Annotated in this window: 18 protein-coding genes; 13 read left to right on the forward strand and 5 right to left on the reverse strand. The window is 62.0% G+C overall.

Annotated elements, in window-relative coordinates:
* Nucleotides 1-524: 524 nt before the first annotated feature.
* Nucleotides 525-1,901 (reverse strand): L-serine ammonia-lyase, encoded by a 1,377-nt coding sequence (locus AC3A5O_RS26525; RefSeq protein WP_122566599.1) that lies wholly within the window; start codon nt 1,899-1,901, stop codon nt 525-527.
* Nucleotides 1,902-2,326: 425 nt separating this feature from the next.
* Here AC3A5O_RS26525 and AC3A5O_RS26530 point away from each other — a divergent pair, with 425 nt between their 5' ends.
* The 3 genes from AC3A5O_RS26530 (at nt 2,327) to choV (ending at nt 5,366) form a co-directional block, all read left to right on the forward strand.
* Nucleotides 2,327-3,274 (forward strand): choline ABC transporter substrate-binding protein, encoded by a 948-nt coding sequence (locus tag AC3A5O_RS26530; protein WP_122566598.1) that lies wholly within the window; start codon nt 2,327-2,329, stop codon nt 3,272-3,274.
* A 71-nt stretch (nt 3,275-3,345) separates the two neighbouring features.
* Nucleotides 3,346-4,191: a choline ABC transporter permease subunit gene (choW, locus tag AC3A5O_RS26535; protein WP_014340605.1), complete on the forward strand. Its 846-nt coding sequence runs from the start codon at nt 3,346-3,348 to the stop codon at nt 4,189-4,191.
* Entirely contained in the window at nt 4,188-5,366 is a 1,179-nt protein-coding gene (choV, locus tag AC3A5O_RS26540; protein WP_122566597.1) for a choline ABC transporter ATP-binding protein, read from the forward strand. The genes choW and choV overlap by 4 nt, the downstream gene beginning before the upstream one ends.
* Before the next feature lie 249 nt (nt 5,367-5,615).
* Here the strand turns inward: choV and AC3A5O_RS26545 are convergent, their stop codons facing one another.
* On the reverse strand, nt 5,616-7,151 hold the full coding sequence (locus tag AC3A5O_RS26545; RefSeq protein WP_305471286.1) for a BCCT family transporter: 1,536 nt from the start codon (nt 7,149-7,151) through the stop codon (nt 5,616-5,618).
* A gap of 365 nt (nt 7,152-7,516) precedes the next feature.
* Between AC3A5O_RS26545 and betI the strand changes: the two genes are divergently transcribed.
* The 9 genes from betI to yccS all read left to right on the forward strand — a co-directional run bounded on the left by betI (nt 7,517) and on the right by yccS (nt 21,774).
* On the forward strand, nt 7,517-8,137 hold the full coding sequence (gene betI / locus AC3A5O_RS26550) for a transcriptional regulator BetI (protein WP_122566596.1): 621 nt from the start codon (nt 7,517-7,519) through the stop codon (nt 8,135-8,137).
* A 79-nt stretch (nt 8,138-8,216) separates the two neighbouring features.
* Nucleotides 8,217-9,689, forward strand: coding sequence for a betaine-aldehyde dehydrogenase (gene betB, locus AC3A5O_RS26555; protein ID WP_305468729.1), 1,473 nt, complete (start codon nt 8,217-8,219; stop codon nt 9,687-9,689).
* Nucleotides 9,690-9,890: 201 nt separating this feature from the next.
* Nucleotides 9,891-11,594 carry a choline dehydrogenase gene (gene betA, locus AC3A5O_RS26560; protein WP_305468730.1) on the forward strand — a complete coding sequence of 568 codons (1,704 nt, stop codon included), beginning with the start codon at nt 9,891-9,893 and terminating at the stop codon, nt 11,592-11,594.
* A 367-nt stretch (nt 11,595-11,961) separates the two neighbouring features.
* Nucleotides 11,962-13,404, forward strand: coding sequence for a TldD/PmbA family protein (locus AC3A5O_RS26565; RefSeq protein WP_122566593.1), 1,443 nt, complete (start codon nt 11,962-11,964; stop codon nt 13,402-13,404).
* Nucleotides 13,404-14,741: a TldD/PmbA family protein gene (locus AC3A5O_RS26570; protein ID WP_305468732.1), complete on the forward strand. Its 1,338-nt coding sequence runs from the start codon at nt 13,404-13,406 to the stop codon at nt 14,739-14,741. The genes AC3A5O_RS26565 and AC3A5O_RS26570 overlap by 1 nt, the downstream gene beginning before the upstream one ends.
* A gap of 201 nt (nt 14,742-14,942) precedes the next feature.
* On the forward strand, nt 14,943-16,370 hold the full coding sequence (gene mdtD / locus AC3A5O_RS26575) for a multidrug transporter subunit MdtD (RefSeq protein WP_122566591.1): 1,428 nt from the start codon (nt 14,943-14,945) through the stop codon (nt 16,368-16,370).
* Nucleotides 16,371-16,669: 299 nt separating this feature from the next.
* Nucleotides 16,670-18,007 (forward strand): ATP-dependent RNA helicase DbpA, encoded by a 1,338-nt coding sequence (dbpA, locus tag AC3A5O_RS26580; protein ID WP_232199893.1) that lies wholly within the window; start codon nt 16,670-16,672, stop codon nt 18,005-18,007.
* Nucleotides 18,008-18,157: 150 nt separating this feature from the next.
* Nucleotides 18,158-19,336 (forward strand): BaiN/RdsA family NAD(P)/FAD-dependent oxidoreductase, encoded by a 1,179-nt coding sequence (locus AC3A5O_RS26585; protein ID WP_487753935.1) that lies wholly within the window; start codon nt 18,158-18,160, stop codon nt 19,334-19,336.
* A 254-nt stretch (nt 19,337-19,590) separates the two neighbouring features.
* On the forward strand, nt 19,591-21,774 hold the full coding sequence (yccS, locus tag AC3A5O_RS26590; RefSeq protein WP_122566588.1) for a YccS family putative transporter: 2,184 nt from the start codon (nt 19,591-19,593) through the stop codon (nt 21,772-21,774).
* 134 nt (nt 21,775-21,908) lie between these two features.
* Here the strand turns inward: yccS and AC3A5O_RS26595 are convergent, their stop codons facing one another.
* Nucleotides 21,909-22,646 (reverse strand): substrate-binding periplasmic protein, encoded by a 738-nt coding sequence (locus AC3A5O_RS26595; RefSeq protein ID WP_122566587.1) that lies wholly within the window; start codon nt 22,644-22,646, stop codon nt 21,909-21,911.
* Nucleotides 22,647-22,906: 260 nt separating this feature from the next.
* Between AC3A5O_RS26595 and AC3A5O_RS26600 the strand changes: the two genes are divergently transcribed.
* The gene (locus tag AC3A5O_RS26600) at nt 22,907-23,359 is read left to right on the forward strand and encodes a GNAT family N-acetyltransferase (RefSeq protein WP_122566586.1); all 453 of its coding nucleotides are present in this window, start codon (nt 22,907-22,909) and stop codon (nt 23,357-23,359) included.
* Nucleotides 23,360-23,464: 105 nt separating this feature from the next.
* Here the strand turns inward: AC3A5O_RS26600 and AC3A5O_RS26605 are convergent, their stop codons facing one another.
* The gene (locus AC3A5O_RS26605; RefSeq protein ID WP_122566585.1) at nt 23,465-23,761 is read right to left on the reverse strand and encodes a winged helix-turn-helix domain-containing protein; all 297 of its coding nucleotides are present in this window, start codon (nt 23,759-23,761) and stop codon (nt 23,465-23,467) included.
* A 4-nt stretch (nt 23,762-23,765) separates the two neighbouring features.
* Nucleotides 23,766-24,269, reverse strand: coding sequence for a M48 metallopeptidase family protein (locus tag AC3A5O_RS26610; protein WP_122566584.1), 504 nt, complete (start codon nt 24,267-24,269; stop codon nt 23,766-23,768).
* Between the last annotated feature and the right edge of the window lie 25 nt (nt 24,270-24,294).

A 24,294-nucleotide genomic window follows, 5' to 3' on the forward strand; every position in this document is an offset into this window, starting at 1 on the left:
GTTATTGCCACGTTCTCTTGCGCGAGACAGGGCTTTATCGGGATAGAGCAATTGCCATGCCTAAAATTGAATGTGTGTTCAATAAATCCTGAAAACGACATCGCGGCCTGTCTATATAAGGCGTGCATCGAGTGCAGGTTTTAGGTGCCATCAGTGGCGGCAGGTACGGATCACAGAAGGCTGTGAGCAGTTCGGTAGCACTTGTGGGAACTGGGCTGCGCGGCTTGCGCAAGGAGTAGCACCACAGGTGCGGGTGACGGACGGTCGAGCGCGATTCAGCGGCTGGCTCGACAACGGGGGGCTTGTCTGTTTGCGACGCGCCAAAAGGTGGCGCATTTGTGGATGGGTGTTCATTTTACGAGCGATTTTCGATCTCGTGAATAAAGGGAATCTGTGTAGGAGCAAAGCTTGCTCGCGATGACAGTATGTCTGTCGACATCCATGTTGAGTCTACTGCCGCCATCGCGGGCAAGCCTTGCTCCCACAGAGTCCCTCTTGTCACAACGGGTTGTGCGAACGCGATTTCAGCACTCCACCGCACTTACCGCCAAACCACCGCGGGATGTCTCTTTATATTTGTCATGCATGTCGGCACCGGTATCACGCATGGTACGGATCACCCGGTCCAGAGAGATGAAATGCTGGCCATCCCCGCGCAAGGCCATTTGGGCGGCGTTGATGGCCTTGACCGCGGCGATCGCATTGCGCTCGATGCACGGCACCTGCACCAGGCCGCCCACTGGGTCGCAGGTCAGGCCGAGGTTGTGTTCCAGGCCGATTTCCGCGGCGTTGCACAGTTGCTCTGGCGTGGCCCCGAGGATTTCCGCCAGGCCTGCCGCCGCCATGGCGCAGGCCGATCCCACCTCGCCTTGGCAACCGACTTCGGCGCCGGAGATCGATGCGTTCTTTTTGCACAGGATCCCGACGGCCGCCGCACCGAGGAAATAATCCACGACGTTGGCGTCGGTGACCGCTTCGCTGAATTTCATGAAGTAGTGCAGCACCGCCGGGATGATCCCCGCCGCACCGTTGGTCGGCGCCGTGACCATGCGCCCACCGGCCGCGTTCTCCTCGTTGACCGCCAGGGCAAACAGGTTGACCCACTCCATGGCGCTGAGGGTCGAGCCGATGACATTGGGCTTGTTCAGCTCCTGCAGGCTGCGGTGCAACTTGGCCGCCCGCCGACGCACATTCAAGCCGCCCGGCAGGATGCCTTCGTGCTTGAGGCCCTGCTCGACGCAATCCTGCATGGCCCGCCACAGCTTCATCAGGCCACTGCGGATCTCTTCTTCGGAACGCCAGACCTTTTCGTTGGCCAGCATCAATTCGGCCACCCGCAAGTTGTGGGTACGGCACAACTCAAGCAATTCTTCGGCGCTGGAGAAATCGTAAGGCAGCTCAGTGCTGTCCAGATCCACCACGCCGCTGGAGGCCTGGGCCTCATCAACGACAAAGCCACCGCCAACCGAGTAATAAGTGTCACGGTGCAGCTCACCGTCGGCACCCTCGGCTACCAGTGTCATCGCATTGGGGTGGAATGGCAGGTTCTCGTCGATCAGGCGCATGTCCCGGGACCAGATGAACGGCACGGGCAGGCGACCGTCGAGCAGCAGGGTCTGGGTTTCACGCAGCAGCTCGATGCGCGGGCCGATCTGCGACGGGTCGATTGCGTCCGGCCACTCCCCCATCAGGCCCATGATCACGGCGTTGTCGCTGCCATGGCCGATGCCGGTGGCCGACAATGAACCGAACAACTGCACCTCGACCCGACGCACATCATGGAGCAGGGCCTTTGCCTTCAGTGCTTCAACGAACAGCGCCGCGGCACGCATGGGGCCCACGGTGTGGGAACTGGACGGGCCGATACCGATTTTGAACAAGTCGAAAACGCTGATTGCCATTGCCGATAACCTCCAGAACAGGCACATCCGGGCGCAGGAGCGTCCGGTGACGGAGCTGCTACGCTCAACGCCGGGATGGCCGCATCATCCGGTTTTTGCCTTGGCGCCCGACGTCTGACACCGACGCAATCATGCCCATCAACGCCGCGGGTCCCCGACCCCGGTTTTACGGCGTTTTTCTACGTGTCAGAGGCCCGTCGGGGGCGGAAAAAATCTGTAAACGACGTCACCGACACTGGATGCGACCATCCCTGTACTGGATACGACCCACCCTGTAGGCGTCAGATTTGCACTGGTACATGATCAGTTACGGCTCGTTTGCAAGGCCGCGTGTCAGAGAGTGCCCACGCGCCACCAACCGCAACATCCAATTAAGCGCGGTTGTCCTGACCGGACAACGCCAATAAAAAACCAGGAGTCCACCCATGAAAGGTTCCAAGCCGTTGTTGTTGGCCGCCATGCTGAGTCTTCCGATGCTGGCCAACGCTGCAGAACCCGAAAAGTGCAGTACCGTCAACTTCTCCGATGTCGGCTGGACCGACATTACCGTGACCACGGCGACCACCAGCGTGGTGCTGGACGCGCTGGGCTACAAGACCAAGACCACCATGATTTCCGTGCCGGTGACCTACAAGTCCCTGGCCGATGGCAAGAACATGGATGTATTCCTCGGCAACTGGATGCCGACCATGGAAAACGACATCAAGGCCTACCGTGAAGCGGGCACCGTGGAAACCGTGCGCACCAACCTCACGGGCGCCAAATACACCCTCGCCGTGCCCCAGGCCTTGTATGACAAGGGCCTGCATGACTTCGCCGACATCCCCAAATTCAAGAAAGAGCTGGACGGCAAGATCTACGGCATCGAACCGGGTAACGACGGCAACCGCCTGATCCAGAGCATGATCGAAAAGAACGCCTTCGGCCTGAAGGACGCAGGCTTCAAAGTCGTCGAGTCGAGTGAAGCGGGCATGCTCTCGCAGGTCGATCGCGCCGCCAAGCGTGGCACCGACGTGGTGTTCCTCGGCTGGGCGCCACATCCGATGAACACCCGCTTCAAGATTCAGTACCTGACCGGCGGCGATGACTTCTTCGGCCCCGATTTCGGTGCCGCTACCGTGGCGACCAACACCCGCAAGGGCTACAGCCAGGAATGCAGCAACGTTGGGCAACTGTTGAAAAACCTGGAGTTCACCGTCGACATGGAAAGCACGCTGATGGGCAACGTGCTCGACGACAAGATGAAACCTGAGGCCGCCGCCAAGGCCTGGCTGAAGAAAAACCCACAGGTACTCGATACCTGGCTCGCTGGCGTGACCACCATTGACGGTAAACCTGGCCTGGAAGCCGTGAAAGCCAAACTTGCGCAATAACTGCCTATGTTATGCCGGGCGAGTTCGCTCGTCCGGGCTGTTTATTCCCTTGCATGCGGACGTTCACTACCATGCTTATTGATCAGAAAATACCCTTGGGCCAGTACATCGCGGGCTTTGTCGAATGGTTGACGCAAAACGGCGCCAACACCTTCGACGCAATCGCGCTGTTCCTGGAAACGATGATTCACGGCGTGACGTTTGCGCTGACCTGGTTCAACCCCCTGGCCCTGATCGGCCTCATCGCGCTATTGGCGCACTTTATCCAGCGCAAATGGGGCCTGACCGTATTCGTCATCGCGTCCTTCCTGCTGATTCTCAACCTGGGTTACTGGCAAGAGACCATGGAAACCCTCGCCCAGGTGCTGTTCGCGACCCTGGTCTGTGTGCTGATCGGCGTGCCGCTAGGCATTGTTGCCGCGCACAAGCCGATGTTCTACACCATGATGCGTCCGGTGCTCGATCTGATGCAGACCGTACCGACCTTCGTCTACCTCATTCCTACCCTGACCCTTTTCGGTCTGGGTGTGGTCCCGGGTCTGATCTCCACGGTGGTGTTCGCGATTGCCGCGCCGATCCGCCTGACCTACCTGGGCATCCGCGACGTACCGGACGAACTGATGGACGCCGGCAAAGCCTTTGGCTGCTCCCGTCGCCAACTCCTGTCGCGCATTGAACTGCCCCATGCGATGCCGAGCATCGCGGCCGGTATCACCCAGTGCATCATGCTGTCGTTGTCGATGGTGGTGATTGCCGCGCTGGTGGGTGCCGACGGCCTGGGCAAACCCGTGGTCAACGCACTGAACACCGCCGATATCGCCCTGGGCTTCGAAGCCGGCCTGGCGATCGTCCTGTTGGCGATCATGCTCGACCGAATCTGCAAACAACCCGACGCCAAAGTAGGGGGTGACGCATGAGCATAATTCGCTTTGAAGACGTTGACGTGATCTTCGCCAGGGACCCTCGCGAGGCCCTCAAACTGCTCGACCAGGGCATGACCCGCAACGAAATCCTGAAGAAAACCGGGCAAATCGTCGGCGTGGAAAAAGCCAGCCTGGATATCGAGAAAGGCGAAATCTGTGTCTTGATGGGCCTTTCCGGCTCCGGCAAATCCAGCCTGCTGCGCTGCATCAACGGCTTGAACACCGTCAGCCGCGGCAAGCTGTTCGTCGAGCACGAAGGCCGGCAGATCGACATTGCGTCCTGCACCCCCGCAGAACTGAAGATGATGCGCACCAAGCGTATCGCCATGGTGTTCCAGAAATTCGCCCTGATGCCTTGGCTGACGGTGCGCGAGAACATCAGCTTCGGCCTGGAAATGCAGGGCCGCCCGGAAAAGGAACGGCGCAAGCTGGTGGATGAGAAGCTTGAGCTGGTGGGCCTGACCCAGTGGCGCAACAAGAAGCCCGACGAATTGTCCGGCGGCATGCAGCAACGGGTCGGCCTGGCCCGCGCCCTGGCAATGGACGCCGACATCCTGCTGATGGACGAACCGTTCTCGGCCCTCGACCCGTTGATCCGCCAAGGCCTGCAAGACGAACTGCTGGAACTGCAGCGCAAGCTGAGCAAGACCATCGTGTTCGTCAGCCACGACCTCGACGAAGCCCTGAAGCTGGGTAGCCGTATCGCGATCATGAAGGATGGCCGGATCATCCAGTACAGCAAACCGGAAGAAATCGTGCTGAACCCGGCGGACGACTATGTGCGCACCTTCGTCGCCCATACCAATCCGCTCAACGTCCTGTGCGGCCGCAGCCTGATGCGCACCCTGGACAACTGCAAGCGCATCAACGGTTCGGTCTGCCTGGATCCGGGCGGCGACTCCTGGCTCGACCTGGCCGAAGGCAACACCATCAAGGGCGCCCGGCAGAACGGCGCGGCCCTGGACCTGCAAAACTGGGCACCGGGCCAGGCAGTGGAAGACCTGGGCCGGCGTCCAACCCTGGTGGACTCCAACATCGGCATGCGCGACGCCCTGCAGATCCGCTACCAGACCGGCAACAAACTGGTGCTCCACGATAACCAGAAAGTCGTCGGGATCCTGGGCGACAGCGAGCTGTACCACGCACTGCTCGGCAAGAACCTGGGCTGAGCCCACGCACACAAAAACGCCGCGAGATGATCGCGGCGTTTTTGTTTGTGCAGGTACTCAAGCTGAACGCGGACTCCTGTGGCGAGGGGATTTATCCCCGCTCGGCTGCGCAGCAGTCGTAAGCCGGCTGACTGGGTTCACCTGTTGCACCGCGGTGTCCGGTTTTGGGGCTGCTTCGCAGCCCAGCGGGGCGGTGCGACGTTTCGCTAAATCCCCTCGCCACAACAGTGTTTACAACCATGGAATGGGTCAGCTAAAGACCCGCCCCACCGCCGCCAACTCCGCCCGCTCCTGCTCGGCCTGCACATCCTGGCGCATGGCCTTGTGCAGCCCGAACATGAAGAACACCAGCACCACCGAGAACGGTAATCCGGCCAGCACGACCATGGTTTGCATGGCTTCGAAGTTACCGGCGAACAGCAGGCCGATGGTCACTAGCGTGATCGCCACCGACCAGAAGATCCGCAACCAGTGTGGTGCATCTTCATCGACGCTACCGCCCTTGCACGAAAGGTTGGCCATCATCACCGCGCCGGAGTCGGCCGGGGTCAGGAACAACACGAAACCGACGAAGATCGACACGCCGATCACGACCTTCGACGCCGGGTAATACTCCAGCAACTGGTAGATCGACATGGACGGCTGCGTCAGCGCCGTCTTGCCCAGTTCCACCGCCCCCTGGTTCATCACCAGGTCCAGGGCCGAGTTACCGAAAATCGACAGCCAGGCCAACGTAAAGCCCAAGGGAATCAACAGCACACCCGCCACCAGCTCGCGCACGGTGCGGCCACGGGAAATACGTGCGATGAACATGCCGACGAAAGGGGCCCAGGAAATCCACCAGGCCCAGTAGAACAGGGTCCACAGGCCCAGCCAGCGATCGGACTTGGCGCTGTCGTCGACATACACGTACAGGTCAAACGTCTTGAGAATCACACCGTTGAGGTAATCGCCGATGTTCTGCACGAAGCCATTGAGCAAGTGCAGGGTCGGACCGAACAGCAAGACGAAAATCAGCAGGCCGCTGAACAGCACGATGTTCAGGTTCGACAAGCGGCGGATGCCGTTCTCCACGCCGGACACCGCAGCGATGGTCGCCACGGTGCTCATCACGATGATCACGATCAGCAGGTTGGTGTTGCTGTGTTCCATGCCGAACAGATTTTCCAGTCCGGAGGCGACTTGCAACGAGCCGATCCCCAGGTTGGTCACCAGCCCCAGCAACGTCACGAACATGCCGAAACCGTCCACCGCGTGACCGGCCGCACCCTTGACCCAGCGCTCGCCCACCAGCGGATACAACGCCGAACGCAGCGCCAGCGGCTGGTTGTGCCGGTAGGCGAAATACGCCACGGCCAGGCCCACCAAGGCGTAGATCGCCCAGCCGTGCAGCCCCCAGTGCAAGAACGTCAGCTGCACGGCCTGGCGCGCGGCCATTTGGCTGCCGGCCACGCCTTCGGGCGGGTTGAAATAATGGTCCAGCGGCTCGGAGGCGCCGAAGTACAGCAAGGAAATGCCAATGCCAGAGGAAAACAGCATCCCGGCCCAGGCGCCGTAGCTGAAGTCCGGGGTGTCATCCTTGCTGCCCAGTTTGAGCTTGCCATAGGAGGAAAACGCCAGGCCGACCACAAACACCAGATAAGCCGCGATCACGACCATGTAGTACCAGCCAAAGCTGCGGGACAACCACGCCTGGGCGATGCCGAGCAATCGGCCGGCCTCCTGCGGGGCGACAATCAGGATGGCTGTCAGCAGCAGAATCAACGCGGTGGAGGTGTAGAACACCCAACCGTTGACCGTCACCTTTTGCGGTGGGGTCTTTATTAGAAAGGCAGAACTCATTGCACGGATGCTCCAGGCAGTGCGAGAGAAGGACAAGGCAACGCGGTACCCGACCAATCGGTCAGTGGGCAGCCGACCGGCGGGTGTTATAAAGACACCCTTAAAGCCCTTGTCCCCTTAATGCGTGGGTCTTGGGTCCTTGATGTCTCGCTTCTGCGCCATTTACGCGTAGGAAATTTCGGCAAATCGCGACGAATTGTCGCAGAGCTTATTCTTTGTTGATTGAACGTTCAATCAAAACAAAATAGACTGGCCCTCGCCATGACGGACTGCACTCGTCCGCCTGCGGGCCTAAGGAGATGTGCTAGATGCCCAAGGTCGGTATGCAACCCATCCGCCGCCAACAATTGATCGAAGCCACGTTGCAAGCGGTCGATCAGGTTGGCATGGGGGATGCCAGCATTGCGCTGATCGCTCGTTTGGCCGGTGTCTCCAACGGCATCATCAGTCACTACTTTCAGGACAAGAACGGCCTGATCGCGGCCACGGCCCAGTACCTGATGAGCGTCCTGAGCGAGAACGTCACCGCGCGCCGCCAAGCGCTGGAGGATGCAAGCCCCCGGGCTCACCTCAAGGTGATCATCGAAGGCAACTTCGACGCCAGCCAGGTCAATGGCCCGGCAATGAAAACCTGGCTGGCCTTCTGGGCCACCAGCATGCACCACCCGTCTTTGCACAGGTTGCAGCGGATCAACGATCACCGTCTGTATTCCAACTTGTGCTGCCAGTTCCGCCGCGTGTTGCCCGTTGATCAGGCACGCAGCGCGGCACGGGGCCTGGCCGCGTTGATTGACGGTTTGTGGCTGCGCGGAGCGCTGTCGGGAGACGCGTTCGACACCGCCCAGGCGCACCAGATCGCTTATGAATACATGGATTTCCAACTGGCCAAAGCAGGGGCGCCAGAGCACACAGAACCGCTCGACTCCTGAACCCCCACCGCAGCGCGTAGTCAGCTGTAAACGACACGCTCGGTGGGCAGCCAACCACTCATGCACTTGCGAGGACTTTATGGCCCGTTTCGAACTGCAAAAACTCTACATCGATGGCGCGTACAGCGATGCCAGCGGCGACGCCACTTTCGAAGCCATCAACCCGGCCAACGGTGAAGTACTCGCCCTGGTGCAGCGCGCCACGTTCGAGGACGTGGAGCGCGCCGTGGTCAGCGCCGAAAAGGGCCAGAAAGTCTGGGCCGCCATGACCGCCATGCAGCGTTCGCGCATCCTGCGCCGCGCCGTGGACATCCTGCGCGAGCGCAACGATGAACTGGCCGCGCTGGAAACCCTCGACACTGGCAAAGCCTATTCCGAAACCAAATACGTCGACATCGTCACCGGCGCCGACGTGCTGGAATACTATGCCGGCCTGGTGCCCGCCATCGAAGGCGAGCAGGTTCCGTTGCGCACCACGTCATTCGTCTACACCCGTCGCGAGCCCCTGGGCGTGGTGGCCGGTATCGGCGCGTGGAACTACCCGATCCAGATCGCCCTGTGGAAATCCGCACCGGCCCTGGCCGCCGGTAACGCGATGATCTTCAAGCCGAGCGAAGTCACCTCGCTGACCACCCTGAAACTGGCCGAGATCTACACCGAAGCCGGCGTTCCAGCGGGTGTGTTCAACGTATTGACCGGCAGCGGCCGTGAAGTCGGCACCTGGCTGACCGAGCACCCGCGCATCGAAAAAATCTCCTTCACCGGCGGCACCGACACCGGCAAGAAAGTCATGGCCAGCGCCTCGAGCTCTTCGCTCAAGGACGTGACCATGGAGCTGGGCGGCAAGTCGCCGCTGATCATTTTCGACGACGCCGATCTGGATCGCGCCGCCGACACCGCGATGATGGCCAACTTCTACAGCTCCGGCCAGGTTTGCACCAACGGCACCCGCGTGTTCGTGCCGAGTCACCTCAAGGCCGCCTTCGAAGCCAAGATCGCCGAGCGCGTGGCGCGCATCCGCGTCGGCAATCCAGAGGACGAAAACACCAATTTCGGTCCGTTGGTGAGCTTCGCCCACATGGAAAGCGTGCTGGGCTACATCGAGAAAGGCAAAGCCGAAGGCGCGCGCCTGTTGTGCGGTGGTAGTCGCCTGACCGACGGCGAATTCGCCAAGGGCGCGTTCGTCGCCCCGACCGTGTTCACCGATTGCACCGATGAGATGACCATCGTGCGTGAAGAAATCTTCGGCCCGGTGATGAGCATCCTCACCTACGAAACGGAAGAAGAAGTGATCCGCCGCGCCAACGACACCGACTTCGGCCTGGCCGCCGGCGTCGTGACCCGCGACCTGAACCGCGCCCACCGCGTAATCCACCAGCTCGAAGCCGGCATCTGCTGGATCAACGCCTGGGGTGAATCGGCGGCTGAAATGCCGGTTGGCGGCTACAAGCAATCGGGCGTGGGTCGGGAGAACGGCATCAGCTCGCTGAACAACTTCACACGCATCAAATCGGTACAGGTCGAGTTGGGCGATTACACGTCGGTGTTCTGATCTGACATGAGGCCTTGAGTGAACGCTGTTGTGGCGAGGGGATTTATCCCCGTGGGGCTGCGTAGCGGCCCCTCTCAAGGCCCCTCATTCTTCAGACAAACCCAGTCGCTGATTTACGACTGCTGCGCAGTCGGACGGGGATAAATCCCCTCGCCACAGGCGACCGCGACCTGAACCCAATTCAACAAGAGGGTGCATTTCATGTCCCAAGAATTCGATTACATCATCATCGGTGCCGGCTCGGCCGGTAACACCCTGGCCACTCGCCTGACCGAAGACGAAGGCGTCACCGTCCTGCTGCTCGAAGCCGGCGGCCCGGACTATCGCCTGGACTTTCGCACGCAAATGCCCGCCGCCCTGGCGTTCCCGCTGCAAGGCCGGCGCTACAACTGGGCCTACGAGACCGATCCGGAGCCGCACATGAACGGCCGCCGCATGGAATGCGGTCGCGGCAAGGGCCTGGGCGGTTCTTCGCTGATCAATGGCATGTGCTACATCCGCGGCAACGCCCTGGATTATGACAACTGGGCCAAGCTGCCAGGTCTGGAAGACTGGACCTACCTGGATTGCCTGCCGTATTTCCGTAAAGCCGAAACCCGGGACATCGGCCCGAACGACTACCACGGCGGTGACGGCCCGGTCAGCGTGACCACGCCCAAGGCGGGCAACAACCCGTTGTTCCACGCCATGGTCGAGGCCGGCGTGCAGGCCGGTTACCCGCGTACCGAAGACCTCAACGGCTACCAGCAGGAAGGTTTCGGCCCGATGGACCGGACTGTCACGCCCAACGGCCGTCGCGCCAGCACCGCGCGCGGTTACCTGGACGTCGCCAAGAAGCGCTCGACCCTGACCATCGTCACTCACGCCCTGACCGACAAGATCATCTTCGAAGGCAAACGCGCGGTCGGCGTGCGTTATCTAGTGGGCGCCGCTGAAGAGCGTGTCGAAGCCCGGGCGCGCAAGGAAGTGCTGCTGTGTTCCGGCGCCATCGCCTCGCCACAGATCCTGCAGCGCTCCGGCGTCGGCCCGGCCAAGCTGCTGGAAAGCCTCGACATCCCGGTGGTCCACGACCTGCCGGGCGTCGGCGAAAACCTGCAGGATCACCTCGAGCTGTACCTGCAATACGCCTGCACCCAACCGGTCTCGCTGTACCCGTCGTTGCTCTGGTACAACCAGCCGGCCATCGGTGCCGAATGGCTGTTCAACGGCACCGGCATCGGCGCCAGCAACCAGTTCGAGGCCGGCGGTTTCATCCGTACCCGTCCGGATTTCGATTGGCCGAACATCCAGTACCACTTTTTGCCGGTGGCGATTAACTACAACGGCAGCAACGGCGTGAAGGAACACGGTTTCCAGGCGCACATGGGCTCTATGCGTTCGCCGAGCCGTGGGCGGATCCAGGCCAAGTCCAAGGACCCGCGCCAGCACCCGAGCATCCTGTTCAACTACATGGCCACCGAGCAGGACTGGCAGGAATTTCGCGACGGCATCCGCCTGACCCGCGAGATCATGCAGCAGCCGGCGCTCGATCCGTTCCGTGGTCGTGAGATCAGCCCAGGCATCGACGTGCAAACGGACGAGCAGTTGGACCAGTTCATCCGCGAGCACGCCGAAACCGCGTTCCACCCGTCCTGCTCGTGCAAGATGGGCACCGACGACATGGCCGTGGTAGACGGCGAAGGCCGCGTGCATGGCATGCAAGGGCTGCGCGTGGTGGATGCCTCGATCATGCCGATCATCACCACCGGCAACCTGAACGCGCCGACGATCATGATCGCCGAGAAAATCGCCGACAAGATCCGCGGCCGCAAGCCCCTGCCACGAAGCACCGCACCGTACTACGTGGCCGGCGACGCGCCAGTGCGCGGCAAGCCGTTGCGTGAAGTGGGGCCTACAGCCCAGTAAGGCGCCACACCGCCATCGCGAGGAAGCTCGCTCCCACAGGGGATTGGTGGTGGACACAAACTTTGTGCCCACCAAAGATCCAATGTGGGAGCGAGCTTGCTCGCGATGAGGCCTGCACATCCAACTTCTTCGCTGACTGCCACACCGCCATCGCGAGCAAGCCCGCTCCCACAAGGGATTGGTGGTGGACACAAACTTTGTGCCCACCAAAGCTCCACTGCGGGAGCGAGCTTGCTCGCGATGGCGTCCAACCTGACACGCCTTGATTCCTTCCCACCTTGATCCCTCCCCCGCCCCAGGCCTACTCTAGAGCCACCGCGTCGACACGCCGCACCTCGCTGCATCGCCACTCAGACAAGGAGGTTTCATGTTCGACTTTTACCCCCGGCTCAAGGAGCGTTTTGCTGCCTTGCGCACGGGCGCTGAATTCTTTTCCCTGCGTTACGTGCGCGAATCCGGCCAGCATTTGTCGGTGCGCAAAAACGTCGCCGAACCGCCCAGCCTGAACCGTGACGAAGGTGCGATGCTCACCGCGCGGGTCAACGGGGTCGAAGCGTATGCCGCCACCAACGACCTGTCCCAGGCCGGCCTGCAAGCGGCACTGGAACGCGCCGAGCAACACGCGCGCCTGCTCAAGCCCCATGCCCTGCTCGACCTGCGCGAACAAGCCGTGTCCAGCGACCGCGCCGATTACTTCTCGCCGCATTTCGACCAGGCCTTCCCACCCCTGAGCGATTGCTACCAATTGCTCGGCGACGAATCGGCCGCGGTGCCCCAGGACGAGCGCCTGGTGAACTGGCAGGCCAGCATTGGCCTGACCCAGGTCGAGCAGATCTACCTCAACAGTGCCGGCGCTGAACTGCGCCAGGCCCAACGCTTCATCTACCCGGCCCTGGAAGTCACCGCCTTCGACGGTAACGACAGCCAGACCCGCACCCTGGGTCGGGAAAATTTCGGCCAGCAAGGCGGCTTCGACGTGATCAGCCGTTGCGGCCTGATCGGTGCCGGGAAAAAAATCGCCGACCAGGCCTTGCAGTTGCTGATGGCGCCGAACACCCCACAAGGCCCCCGCGACCTGCTACTGATGCCCGACCAGATGATGCTGCAGATCCATGAGTCCATCGGCCATCCGCTGGAACTGGACCGCATCCTCGGGGACGAGCGCAATTACGCCGGCACCAGCTTCGTCAAGGCCAACGATTTCGGCCACCTGCAATATGGCTCCAGCCTGTTGAACGTGACCTTCGACCCGGACATTCCCGAAGAGCTGGCGAGCTACAGCCATGACGACGACGGCAGCGCCGCCAGCAAACAGTTCCTGATTCGCGAAGGTCTGTTGCTGCGTCCACTGGGCGGGGCGCTGTCGCAGTTCCGCGCAGGCCTTGACGGTGTCGCCAACAGCCGCGCCTGCGGCTGGAACCGCCCGCCCATCGACCGCATGGCGAACCTGAACATCGAACCCGGTGACCAGTCCCTGGAACAACTGATCCAGGGCATCGAGCACGGTGTGCTGATGCGCACCAACCGCTCCTGGTCCATCGATGACGCCCGCAACAAATTCCAGTTCGGCTGCGAGTGGGGCCAATTGATCGAGAACGGCGAGCTCAAGGGCGTGGTGAAGAACCCCAACTACCGGGGCATTTCCGCGCAGTTCTGGAAGAGTCTGCGCGCCGTGGGCGATGCCAGTACCCTCCAGGTTTTGGGCACGCCGAACTGCGGCAAGGGCGAACCGAACCAGGTCATCCGCGTCGGCCATGCCTCGCCGGCTTGTGTGTTCAGCAACGTTGATGTGTTTGGGGGAGATGCCTGATGAGCACTGTCAATAATCAGGCCGGGGCGTTCAAGGTGTTGGTCGACTGGCTGCGCGATGCCCTTCGTGAGTCTGAACAGTTCACCCTCGGCTACGCCGCCGAGTCCTCGGCCTTCGTGCGTTTCAACCACGGCAAGGTCCGCCAGGCCGGACAGGTGCAACAGGCCAACGTCACTTTCAAACTGATCGACGACGGCCGCCACGCCGATCTGCAGATCACCTTGTCCGGCGACCCCGAGACCGACCTGCAACGCCTGGCCGAAGGCCTGCAGCAGTTGCGCGAAACCTTGCCGCTGCTGCCCGCCGATCCTTACCTGCTACTCAACCCCGAACACTGGCAGAGCCACAACGTGCAGGACCATCCGCTGCCGGACACCGAACAGGCCGTGGCGGAAATCACCCGCGCCGCCGAAGGCCTCGACCTGGTGGGCTTCTACGCTGCCGGGCCCATCAGCCGAGGTTTCGCCAGTTCTTCGGGCGCGTTCGGCTGGCATCAGGCCAACAGCTTCAACTTCGATTTCAGCCTGTTCCATGAGAATGGCCAAGCGGTGAAAGCCCGCTACGCCGGGCATGAATGGAGCAGTGACGGGTTTGCCCAGCGCTTCGAACAGGCCCGCGAGCAACTGGAATTTCTCGGCCGCCCGCTGCGCACGTTGCCACCCGGCGAATACCGCGCCTATCTGGCGCCGGCCGCTCTGGAAGAGATCATCGACATGCTCAGTTGGGGCGGGTTTTCAGCCCAGGCCATTGCCAGCAAACAGAGCCCGTTGCAGAAGTTCTACGCCGGCGAAGCCCACTTCAGCCCCAACGTGTGGCTGAGCGAGCAGGTCAGCGGTTCCTTGAGCCCGGCCTTTTCCGACGAAGGTTATCCCCGCGATGACCTGGGGCTGATCGCCAAAGGCACGGCCAATGCGCAATTGATCAACTCCCGCAGCGCCGCCGAATACGGCCTCGCGGCCAATGGCGCCAGCAGCTACGAATACCCCACGGCGCTGGACATGCAGGGCGGGCAGCTGGAGCAGAAATACATCCTCGAAGCACTGGGCACCGGGCTGTACATCAGCAACCTCTGGTACCTGAACTACTCGGACCAACCGGCGGCGCGCCTGACCGGCATGACCCGCTTCGCCACGTTCTGGGTCGAAAATGGCCAGATCGTCGCGCCGGTCAGTACCATGCGTTTCGACGACAGCGTCTACAGCCTGCTCGGCTCGCAACTCGAAGGCCTGACCCGGGAGCGGGAACTTCTGCTCTCGGGCAGCACCTACAGCCGGCGGGCCACGGCCTCGATGTTGCTGCCGGGGGCGCTGGTCAAGCGGTTGACCTTGACCCTGTAGCCCTAACGCAAGCCTGTGAAGGAGATTACTTGTGGCGAGGGGATTTATCCCCGTTGGGTTGCGAAGCAACCCCAAAGGATGACTGAGTTCAGCCTGACTCAGCGAGGTAATCGCTCTGGGGCTGCTTCGCAGCCCAGCGGGGATAAATCCCCTCGCCACAACGGCGTTCGCACTTGATCAACGTGTCATACAAGAGGTCCCATGCCCAACCGCGCCCCGCTCGACGCCGTCACCGCCCGCTGGCTTCCATGGGTGGTGGCGATTGCCTTCTTCATGCAGTCCCTTGACGGGACCATCCTCAACACCGCCCTGCCCGCCATGGCCAGTGACCTGGCGGAAAACCCGCTGCGCATGCAGGGCGTGATCATTGCCTACATGCTCACCGTGGCGCTGCTGATCCCGGCCTCGGGCTGGATCGCCGACCGCTTCGGCACCAAGAAGATTTTCTTTGGGGCGATCCTGCTGTTCAGCTTCGGCTCGCTGCTGTGCGCCTTGTCCCATTCGTTGGGCATGCTGATCGGTGCGCGGGTGATCCAGGGCCTGGGCGGTGCGCTGATGATACCGGTCGGCAGGCTGGTGGTACTGCGGGCCTACCCGCGTTCGGAACTGGTGCGGATCATGGGCTTCATCACCATTCCCGGCCTGCTCGGCCCGCTGATCGGCCCGACCATGGGCGGCTGGATGGTGGAGTACCTGACCTGGCACTGGATCTTCCTGATCAATCTGCCGGTGGGCGTGATTGGCTGTTATGCGGTATGGAAGTTCATCCCCGACCTGCGCGGCAGCGAGCGCACGCGGTTCGATGGCCTGGGCTTTTTGCTGTTCGGCGCGGCAATGGTGTTGATCACCATTGCCATGGAAGGCCTCGGTGAACTGCACCTGCCACACTTACGGGTGATGTTGCTGCTGTTCGGCGGCATGGCCTGCCTGGCGGCTTATTGGCTGCGAGCCGGGCATATCGAGAACCCGCTGTTCGCACCGTCGCTGTTCAAGACCCGGACCTTCGCCGTGGGCATCCTCGGTAACCTGTTCGCCCGCCTGGGCAGCGGCGCCCTGCCGTTTCTGGTGCCGTTGCTGCTGCAAGTGGCCCTGGGTTACTCGCCCTCCCAGGCCGGCATGAGCATGCTGCCCCTGGCGGCGGCGGCCATGGTCGCCAAGTCCGTGGCCCGGCCATTGATCGAGCGCTTTGGCTACCGCACCGTGTTGACCGGCAACACCCTGGCCCTGGGCCTGATGCTGGCGAGCATGGGCCTGGTCAGCGAACAGACGCCGTACTGGCTGCTGCTGGCGCAACTGGCAGTGCTGGGGGCGATCAACTCGCTGCAATTCACCGCGATGAACACCGTGACCCTGATCGACCTGGACGACGCCAGCGCCAGCAGCGGCAACAGCCTGTTGTCGGTGGTCGCGCAACTGTCCCTGAGCCTCGGTGTGGCCTGCGCCGGCGCCCTGCTCGGCGGCTTCACGGCCCAGGTGGGCAACGACGGGGTGGAGACGGTGCTCGGGGCGTTCCAACTGACGTTCGTGACGGTGGGAGTCATGGCGATGCTGGCGGCGACGATTTTTTCCCAGTTGTCGAAGCAGGATGGGCGGCGGGTCAAGCGGCCGGATGAGCATATCGAGCACTAGGTCGCTTCGTGGTGTGGAGATTTTTGTGGGAGCAAGGCTTGCCCGCGATACAGGCGACTCGGTTTTCCTGGTGGAAATGCGCCGCCTGCATCGCGAGCAAGCTTTGCTCCCACAGCTCCAGAGCTCCCAACGTTTCTGGAATTGCCCGCCCCCCCAGGGCAGGCCCTGCCCCCACAGCTCGTCCAGAACTTTCGAAGAAAGTGGCACGAGGCTGCTACACTGCGCGACATTTTGTTTTGCAGGCCAGTCCCGTGACCACCATTGCCACCGCTTTTAATACTTTGCCGCTGTCCGCCGCCATGCTGGCTAACCTCGAATCACTCGGTTATGCCCAAATGACGCCGATCCAGGCGCAAAGCTTGCCGGTGATCCTCAAGGGCATGGACCTGATCGCCCAGGCCAAGACCGGCAGCGGCAAAACCGCCGCCTTCGGCATTGGTCTGCTGAACCCGATCAACCCGCGCTTCTTCGGCTGCCAGGCACTGGTGATGTGCCCGACCCGCGAGCTGGCCGACCAGGTCGCCAAGGAAATCCGTCGCCTGGCCCGCGCCGAAGACAACATCAAGGTCCTGACCCTGTGCGGCGGCGTGTCCTTCGGCCCGCAGATCGCTTCCCTCGAACACGGCGCCCACATCATCGTCGGCACGCCGGGGCGCATCCAGCAGCACCTGCGCAAGGGTTCGCTGGTGCTCGACGGCCTCAACACGCTGATCCTCGACGAAGCCGACCGCATGCTCGACATGGGCTTCTACGACGCCATCGAAGACATCATCCAGCAGACCCCGGAACGCCGCCAGACGCTGCTGTTCTCCGCCACCTACCCGGTGGGGATCAAGCAACTGTCGTCCAAGTTCATGCGCAACCCCCAGCAAGTGAAAGCCGAGGCGTTTCACTCCGACGCACAGATCGAGCAGCGCTTCTACGAGATCTCCCCCGAGGAGCGCATGGACGCGGTGGTCAAGGTGCTGGCGCATTTCCGCCCGGCCTCCTGCGTGGCGTTCTGCTTCACCAAGCAGCAGGTCCAGGAAACCGTCGATCACCTGACGTCCAAAGGCATCTCGGCCGTCGGCCTGCACGGCGACCTGGAACAGCGCGACCGCGATCAGGTACTGGCGATGTTCGCCAACCGCAGCACCTCGGTGCTGGTGGCCACCGACGTGGCGGCCCGTGGCCTGGACATCGACGCCCTGGACATGGTGATCAACGTCGAACTGGCCCGGGACTCGGAAATCCACATCCACCGCGTCGGCCGCACCGGTCGCGCTGGTGAGAAAGGCATCGCCATCAGCCTGGTGGCGCCGTCCGAAGCCCACCGCGCCCAGGCCATCGAGCAACTGCAGAAGTCGCCACTGAGCTGGGACCAACTGGACAACCTCAAGTCCCAGGGCGGCGGCCCGCTGCTACCGGCCATGAGCACCCTGTGCATCGGCGCCGGGCGCAAGGACAAGGTGCGCCCCGGCGACATCCTCGGCGCCCTGACCGGCGAAGCCGGCATCCCCGGCGCCCAGGTCGGCAAGATCGCGATCTTCGATTTCCAGGCCTACGTGGCCGTGGAACGCGGCATCGCCAAACAGGCCCTGCAACGCCTGAACGATGGCAAGATCAAGGGCCGCTCGTTGCGGGTGCGGATCCTGTAACCGATCACCCACCCGACAAAGATCAAACTGTGGGAGCGAGCTTGCTCGCGATAGCGGTGGTTCAGTCAACATTGACGTGACAGAACTGACGCCATCGCGAGCAAGCTCGCTCCCACATTCAGTCTGTGAGAAAGCTGAGAGGACACCGTTTTGCGCTCTACCGAAGTCGTGATCATTGGCGCTGGCGCCGCAGGGTTGATGTGTGCGCTGACCGCGGCCGCGCGCGGGCGGCAGGTGATGCTGCTGGACCACGCCAACAAGGCCGGCAAGAAAATCCTCATGTCCGGCGGTGGGCGTTGCAATTTCACCAACATGTACACCGAACCGAGCAATTTCCTCTCGCAGAACCCGCACTTCTGCAAATCGGCCCTGGCCCGCTATACCCAGTGGGATTTCATTGCGCTGGTGGCCAAGCACGGCGTGCCCTATCACGAGAAAAAGCTCGGCCAGTTGTTCTGCGATAACAAGTCCAGCGACATCCTCGGCCTGCTGTTGGATGAATGCGACCAGGCCGGCGTCAGCCTGCACCTGGACACGTCGATCACGCAGATCGAAAAAACCGACGGCGGCTACCTGCTGCAAACCACCCTCGGCGCCACCGTCTGCCAGTCCCTGGTGATCGCCACCGGCGGGCTGTCGATCCCGACCCTGGGGGCGACCGGCTTCGGTTATCAGGTGGCGAAACAGTTTGGCCATGCGCTGCTGCCGACCCGCGCCGGGCTGGTGCCGTTCACCATCACCGATCAGCTCAAGGCCCTGTGCACCGAGCTGTCGGGCACCTCGGTCGATTGCCTGGTGAGCTGCAACGACCAGAGTTTTCGCGAGAACATCCTGTTCACCCATCGCGGCCTGAGCGGTCCGGCGATCCTGCAGATTTCCTCGTTCTGGGAATCGGGGGACACGGTGCAGATCAACCTGTTGCCTGACCACGACGTGCCGCAATGGCTGCAGCAGCAACAGGCCGAACGCCCCAACAGCGAACTCAAGACTCTGCTGGGCGAGTTGTTCACCAAGAAGATGGCCAACCTGCTGGCCGACACCTGGTTCGTCTCCAAACCCATGAAGCAGTACACCCACGCGGAGCTGGCGGACATCGCCGAGAAGCTGGCGAGCTGGAACGTCGTCCCCGCCGGCACCGAAGGCTACCGCACCGCCGAAGTCACCCTCGGTGGCGTCGACACCCGGGAAGTCTCGTCCAAGACCATGGAATCGTTGAAAAGCCCTGGCCTGTATTTCATCGGCGAAGTGCTGGACGTCACCGGGCACCTGGGCGGGTTCAACTTCCAATGGGCCTGGGCGTCGGGCTATGCAGCGGCGCAATACGTCTGAGCCAACACAATTCGAGTGTGGACAATAATCCTGTGGGAGCGAGCTTGCTCGCGATAGCGGCGGTTCTGTCACATTGATGTTGACTGAAGCACCGCTATCGCGAGCAAGCTCGCTCCCACAGTGGGCTATGGTGTTTTCTGAATCGCATTCACACGTGAAGGAACACTTTTTGCTGTCAGATGTGATCGCCGCCATTGCGTCAGCGTCATTACTGCCTCAATTTAGCGTCATTGCCCGTCAGGCCCGTGCACTTCATGTCAGCGAACTCGTTTAGCCAGTCTTTGCGTCGCCTTTGGGCGTTGGATAAGTTCAGTTATAGCGTGCGGGTCTTCATCGCCCTGACCGGCAGCATGGGGCTGTGCTGGTACCTGGATGAAATGGCACTGCTGATCCCCTTGTTCCTGGGCATCATCGCCAGCGCCCTGGCCGAGACCGATGACAGTTGGCAAGGCCGTCTCAACGCGCTGGCCGTGACCCTGGTGTGTTTCACCGTCGCGGCGCTGTCGGTGGAATTGCTGTTCCCCTACCCCGTCCTGTTTATCATCGCCCTGGCCCTGGCCGCCTTTGGCCTGACCATGCTTGGCGCCCTGGGTGAGCGCTATGGCGCAATCGCCTCGGGCACGCTGATTCTTTCGGTCTACACCATGATCGGCGTGGACCAGCGCGGCGGCGCGGTCAACGACTTCTGGCATGAACCCCTGCTACTGGTCGCCGGTGCCGCGTGGTACGGCTTGCTGTCGGTGGTGTGGCAAGCATTGTTTTCCAACCAACCTGTGCAACAAAGCCTGGCGCGGCTGTTTCGCGAATTGGGGCGCTACCTCAAGCTCAAATCGTCGCTCCTGGAGCCGATCCGCCAACTGGACGTCGAAGCCCGTCGCCTGGAACTGGCCCAGCAAAACGGCCGGGTGGTCGCCGCGCTCAACAGCGCGAAGGAAATCATCCTGCACCGCGTCGGCAATGGCCGACCCGGGTCGAAAGTCAGCCGCTACCTGAAGCTGTACTTCCTGGCCCAGGACATCCACGAACGCGCCAGCTCGTCTCACTACCCCTACAACGCCCTGGCCGAGGCATTTTTCCACAGCGACGTGCTGTTCCGCTGCCAGCGCCTGTTGCGCCAGCAAGGCAAGGCCTGCCAGGCGTTGGCCGAGTCGATCCAGCTGCGTCAGCCGTTCGTCTACGACCACACCTTCGCCGAGGCCCTCGACGACCTGCACGCGTCCCTCGAACACCTGCGCATCCAGAGCAACCCCGCCTGGCGCGGCTTGCTGCGTTCGTTGCGCGCCCTGTCGGTGAACCTGGGCACCATGGACCGCCTGCTCAGCGACGCGAGCAACCCCGACGCCCTGGCCGACGCCACCGACAGCAGCCTGCTGGACCGCTCGCCGCGCAACCTCAAGGACGTCTGGCTGCGTTTGCGCACCCAGCTCACACCCACCTCGCTGCTGTTCCGGCATGCCTTGCGCTTGCCCCTGGCCCTGAGCGTGGGCTACGCCGTGGTGCACATGATTCACCCGTCCCAGGGCTATTGGATCATCCTCACCACGCTGTTCGTCTGCCAACCCAACTACGGTGCCACCCGGCGCAAGCTCGGCCAGCGGATCATCGGCACCGCCATTGGCCTGACAGTGGCCTGGGCGCTGTTCGACCTGTTCCCCAATCCGCTGGTGCAATCGTGCTTTGCCATTGCCGCCGGGGTAGTGTTCTTTACCAACCGCACCACTCGCTACACCCTGGCGACGGCGGCGATCACCATCATGGTGCTGTTCTGCTTCAACCAGGTGGGCGACGGCTATGGGCTGCTGCTGCCGCGGCTGTTCGATACCTTGCTCGGCAGCCTGATCGCCGGGCTGGCGGTCTTCCTGTTCCTGCCCGACTGGCAAGGTCGGCGACTGAACAAAGTGCTGGCCAACACGCTGACCTGCAACAGCATTTACCTGCGCCAGATCATGCAGCAATACGCAGCCGGTAAAAGCGACGACCTGGCCTACCGCCTGGCCCGACGCAACGCCCACAACGCCGATGCCGCGCTGTCCACCACACTGGCGAACATGCTGATGGAGCCGGGACATTTCCGCAAAGAAGCCGATGTGGGGTTCCGCTTCCTGGTGCTGTCCCACACCTTGCTCAGTTACCTCTCAGGCCTGGGCGCCCACCGGGGCACCGAACTGCCGGCGGAAATACGCGAACAATTGATCGACGGTGCCGGGGTGAAACTGGCCGCGAGCATCGACGAAATCGCCCGGGGCCTGGCGAGCAAACAACCGATTGCAATCCAGAGCGACGAAGAGGAAGCCCTGGCCAGCGAGCTTGAGCAGATGCCGGATGAGATCGACGAGGGGCAGCGTTTGGTACAGACGCAACTGGGGTTGATCTGTCGGCAGCTAGGGCCATTGCGGACCTTGGCGGCGCATCTGATCAAGGACACCAGCGAGGCTTGAGGACTGTGGTGTTTGGATGGGCCTCATCGCGAGCAAGCTCGCTCCCACAGTGGATTGTTGGTGTACGCAGACTTTGTGTCACAGCAGGCCCCTGTGGGAGCGAGCTTGCTCGCGATAGGGCCAGTCCAGGCCCCCTACATCCCATGCGCCTTCAATAACCGCGCATAACTGCCATCCGCCTTCATCGCCGCAATCTCCCGATCAAACCCGGCCACAATCTGCTCATGCTCCGGGTTCTTCAGGCTGACCAGGATATGCAGGCTGTTTTCACTCAAGGGCTTGGGCAGGAACTCCACGGCGCTGCGCACCTTGGGCGATTCCCGAGCCAGGTAATAGCGAGCGACGAACTCGTCTTCCAGGGTCAGCTTCACACGGTCGGCAGCCAGCATGCGCACCGCCATGGCGAAGTTATGCACCGGGACTTTCTGCATTTTCGGGTCTTCATCGAAGTCCTTGGCATAGGCATAACCGCGCACGACGGCGATGGGATAAGCACGCAGCTGTTGCAGGCTATCAAATTGGATCGCCTCGTCCTTGCGCTTGATGAAACGCACGCGGTTGAGCAGGTATTCGGCCGAGAACCGGCCTATATGGGTCCGTTCCTCGCTGTACCAGGCGTTGACCAGCACGTCATAGCGGCCCTCGCCGATACCCAGCATCGCCCGGGCCCAGGGCACCTGTTCGAAGTCCGTGGCATAGCCGGCCCGCGCCAGGGCGGTGCTGACGATATCGGTCGCCAGGCCGCCATTGATCAAGGTGGAATCGGTAAAGGGCGGCCAGGCATCGGCGACCAGGCGCAACTTCTGTGCGCAAGCCTCGTAGCTCAGCAACAGCAACCCGATCAATGCAAGAGCTCGATGCAATCGCGGCATGCCAAACGTCCTTGACGGGTTCAAAGCCCGGTTTGTTTTTAGCCGAAACTCAACAGGCGTCCTCAGACACCCGGTCCTAACATTAGCTCATTGGAACCGCTGCGCAGGGCTGTCACGAAGATTACACAAAGACGACAGCACCGCGACAAAGGAATGATGGCATTTTGGCCTTTGTCACAGATTTTCCGGTCGCGAGAGCAAGAGACTTCCGGGCCAAGCACGCTTACTATCGGCATCAGGTTCTTCAGGAAATTCAAAAAATGGATATCGAGTGGGTCTGCAAACATCACAGCGACCTGAGCAAGGAACAGCTGTATGCCATCCTCAAATTGCGCGCAGAGGTATTCGTCGTCGAGCAGAACTGCGCCTACCCGGACGTTGACGGGCTGGACCTGGAGGGCGACACCTGTCACCTGATGGCCTGGCACGACAACCACCTGGTGGCCTACCTGCGCTTGCTCGACCCGCACTCGCAAAACAGTGACGTGGTGATCGGGCGCGTGGTCATCGCCCCTCAGGCACGCGGCCAGGGGTTGGGCCACACGCTGATGGAACAAGCGCTCAAGCAGGCCGAGAAACATTGGCCTGGCACGTCGATCTCATTGTCGGCCCAGGCGCATCTGCAGGGGTACTACGGGCGGTACGGGTTTGAAGTGGTGGGGGTGGAATACATGGAGGATGGGATTCCGCACATTGGCATGCATCGGCCCTGAGGTCGCCATCGCGAGCAAGCTCGCTCCCACAGGGGCCTGCGGTGAACAACGATCGACTGTGGGAGCGAGCTTGCTCGCGATGGGGCCAGCCCAGACACCAACAGGTCAGGGATACTCAAGCACCGCCTTGATCCGCTGCAAATTCCCCTCGATCCACCCCCGATCGATCGCCCCCCAATCGCGAATCCGATAGCGCCCGGCATGGTTGCGCGCGCCGTCCTCTTGCTCGAACTCACATGTGATATCCAGGTCAGCCAGCGCGGCGATGGTGTCCTGGGCCGTGCGCCGGGGCATGCCGGTGGCTTCGGTGAGCGCAGGGACGTTGCTGGCCAGGCCGCTGTCGATCAGGTAAGCCACGTACAGGCGACGGTAGAAACTGGTCTTGGTCTTGCTCACGTCCATTCAGTCAGTCCTTGTGAGGTTGCAGGTCCCGCCAGGTCAGGTACACCCGCAGGTCGAATTCCAGTTGGTGATAGCCCGGCAGCATGTGTTCGCAGAGCTGGTAGAAGGCCTTGTTGTGGTCCGACTCCTTGAAGTGCGCCAACTCGTGCACCACGATCATCTTCAGGAACTCGGGCGCCGCGTCCTTGAACAGCGCCGCGATGCGGATTTCCTTCTTGGCCTTGAGCTTGCCGCCCTGCACCCGCGACACCGCGGTGTGCAGGCCGAGGGCGCGGTGGGTCAGGTCCAGGCGACTGTCGAACAACACCTTGTCGATGGCCGGCGCGTTACGCAGGTATTGCTGCTTGAGGTCCAGCGCATAACCGTACAGGGCCTTGTCGCTCTGGATCGGATGCCGACCCGGGTAGCGCTGCTGCAGGTAATCGCCCAGGCGGTCCTGGGCGATCAATTGCTGAACTTGGGCTTGCAGGGCGGCGGGGTAGGCCTGGAGGTATTTGAGCGCGGTCATCAAAGGGCAGCACAGTCACAAGAGG

This window comes from Pseudomonas sp. Soil_N_39 (genome assembly GCF_057655955.1).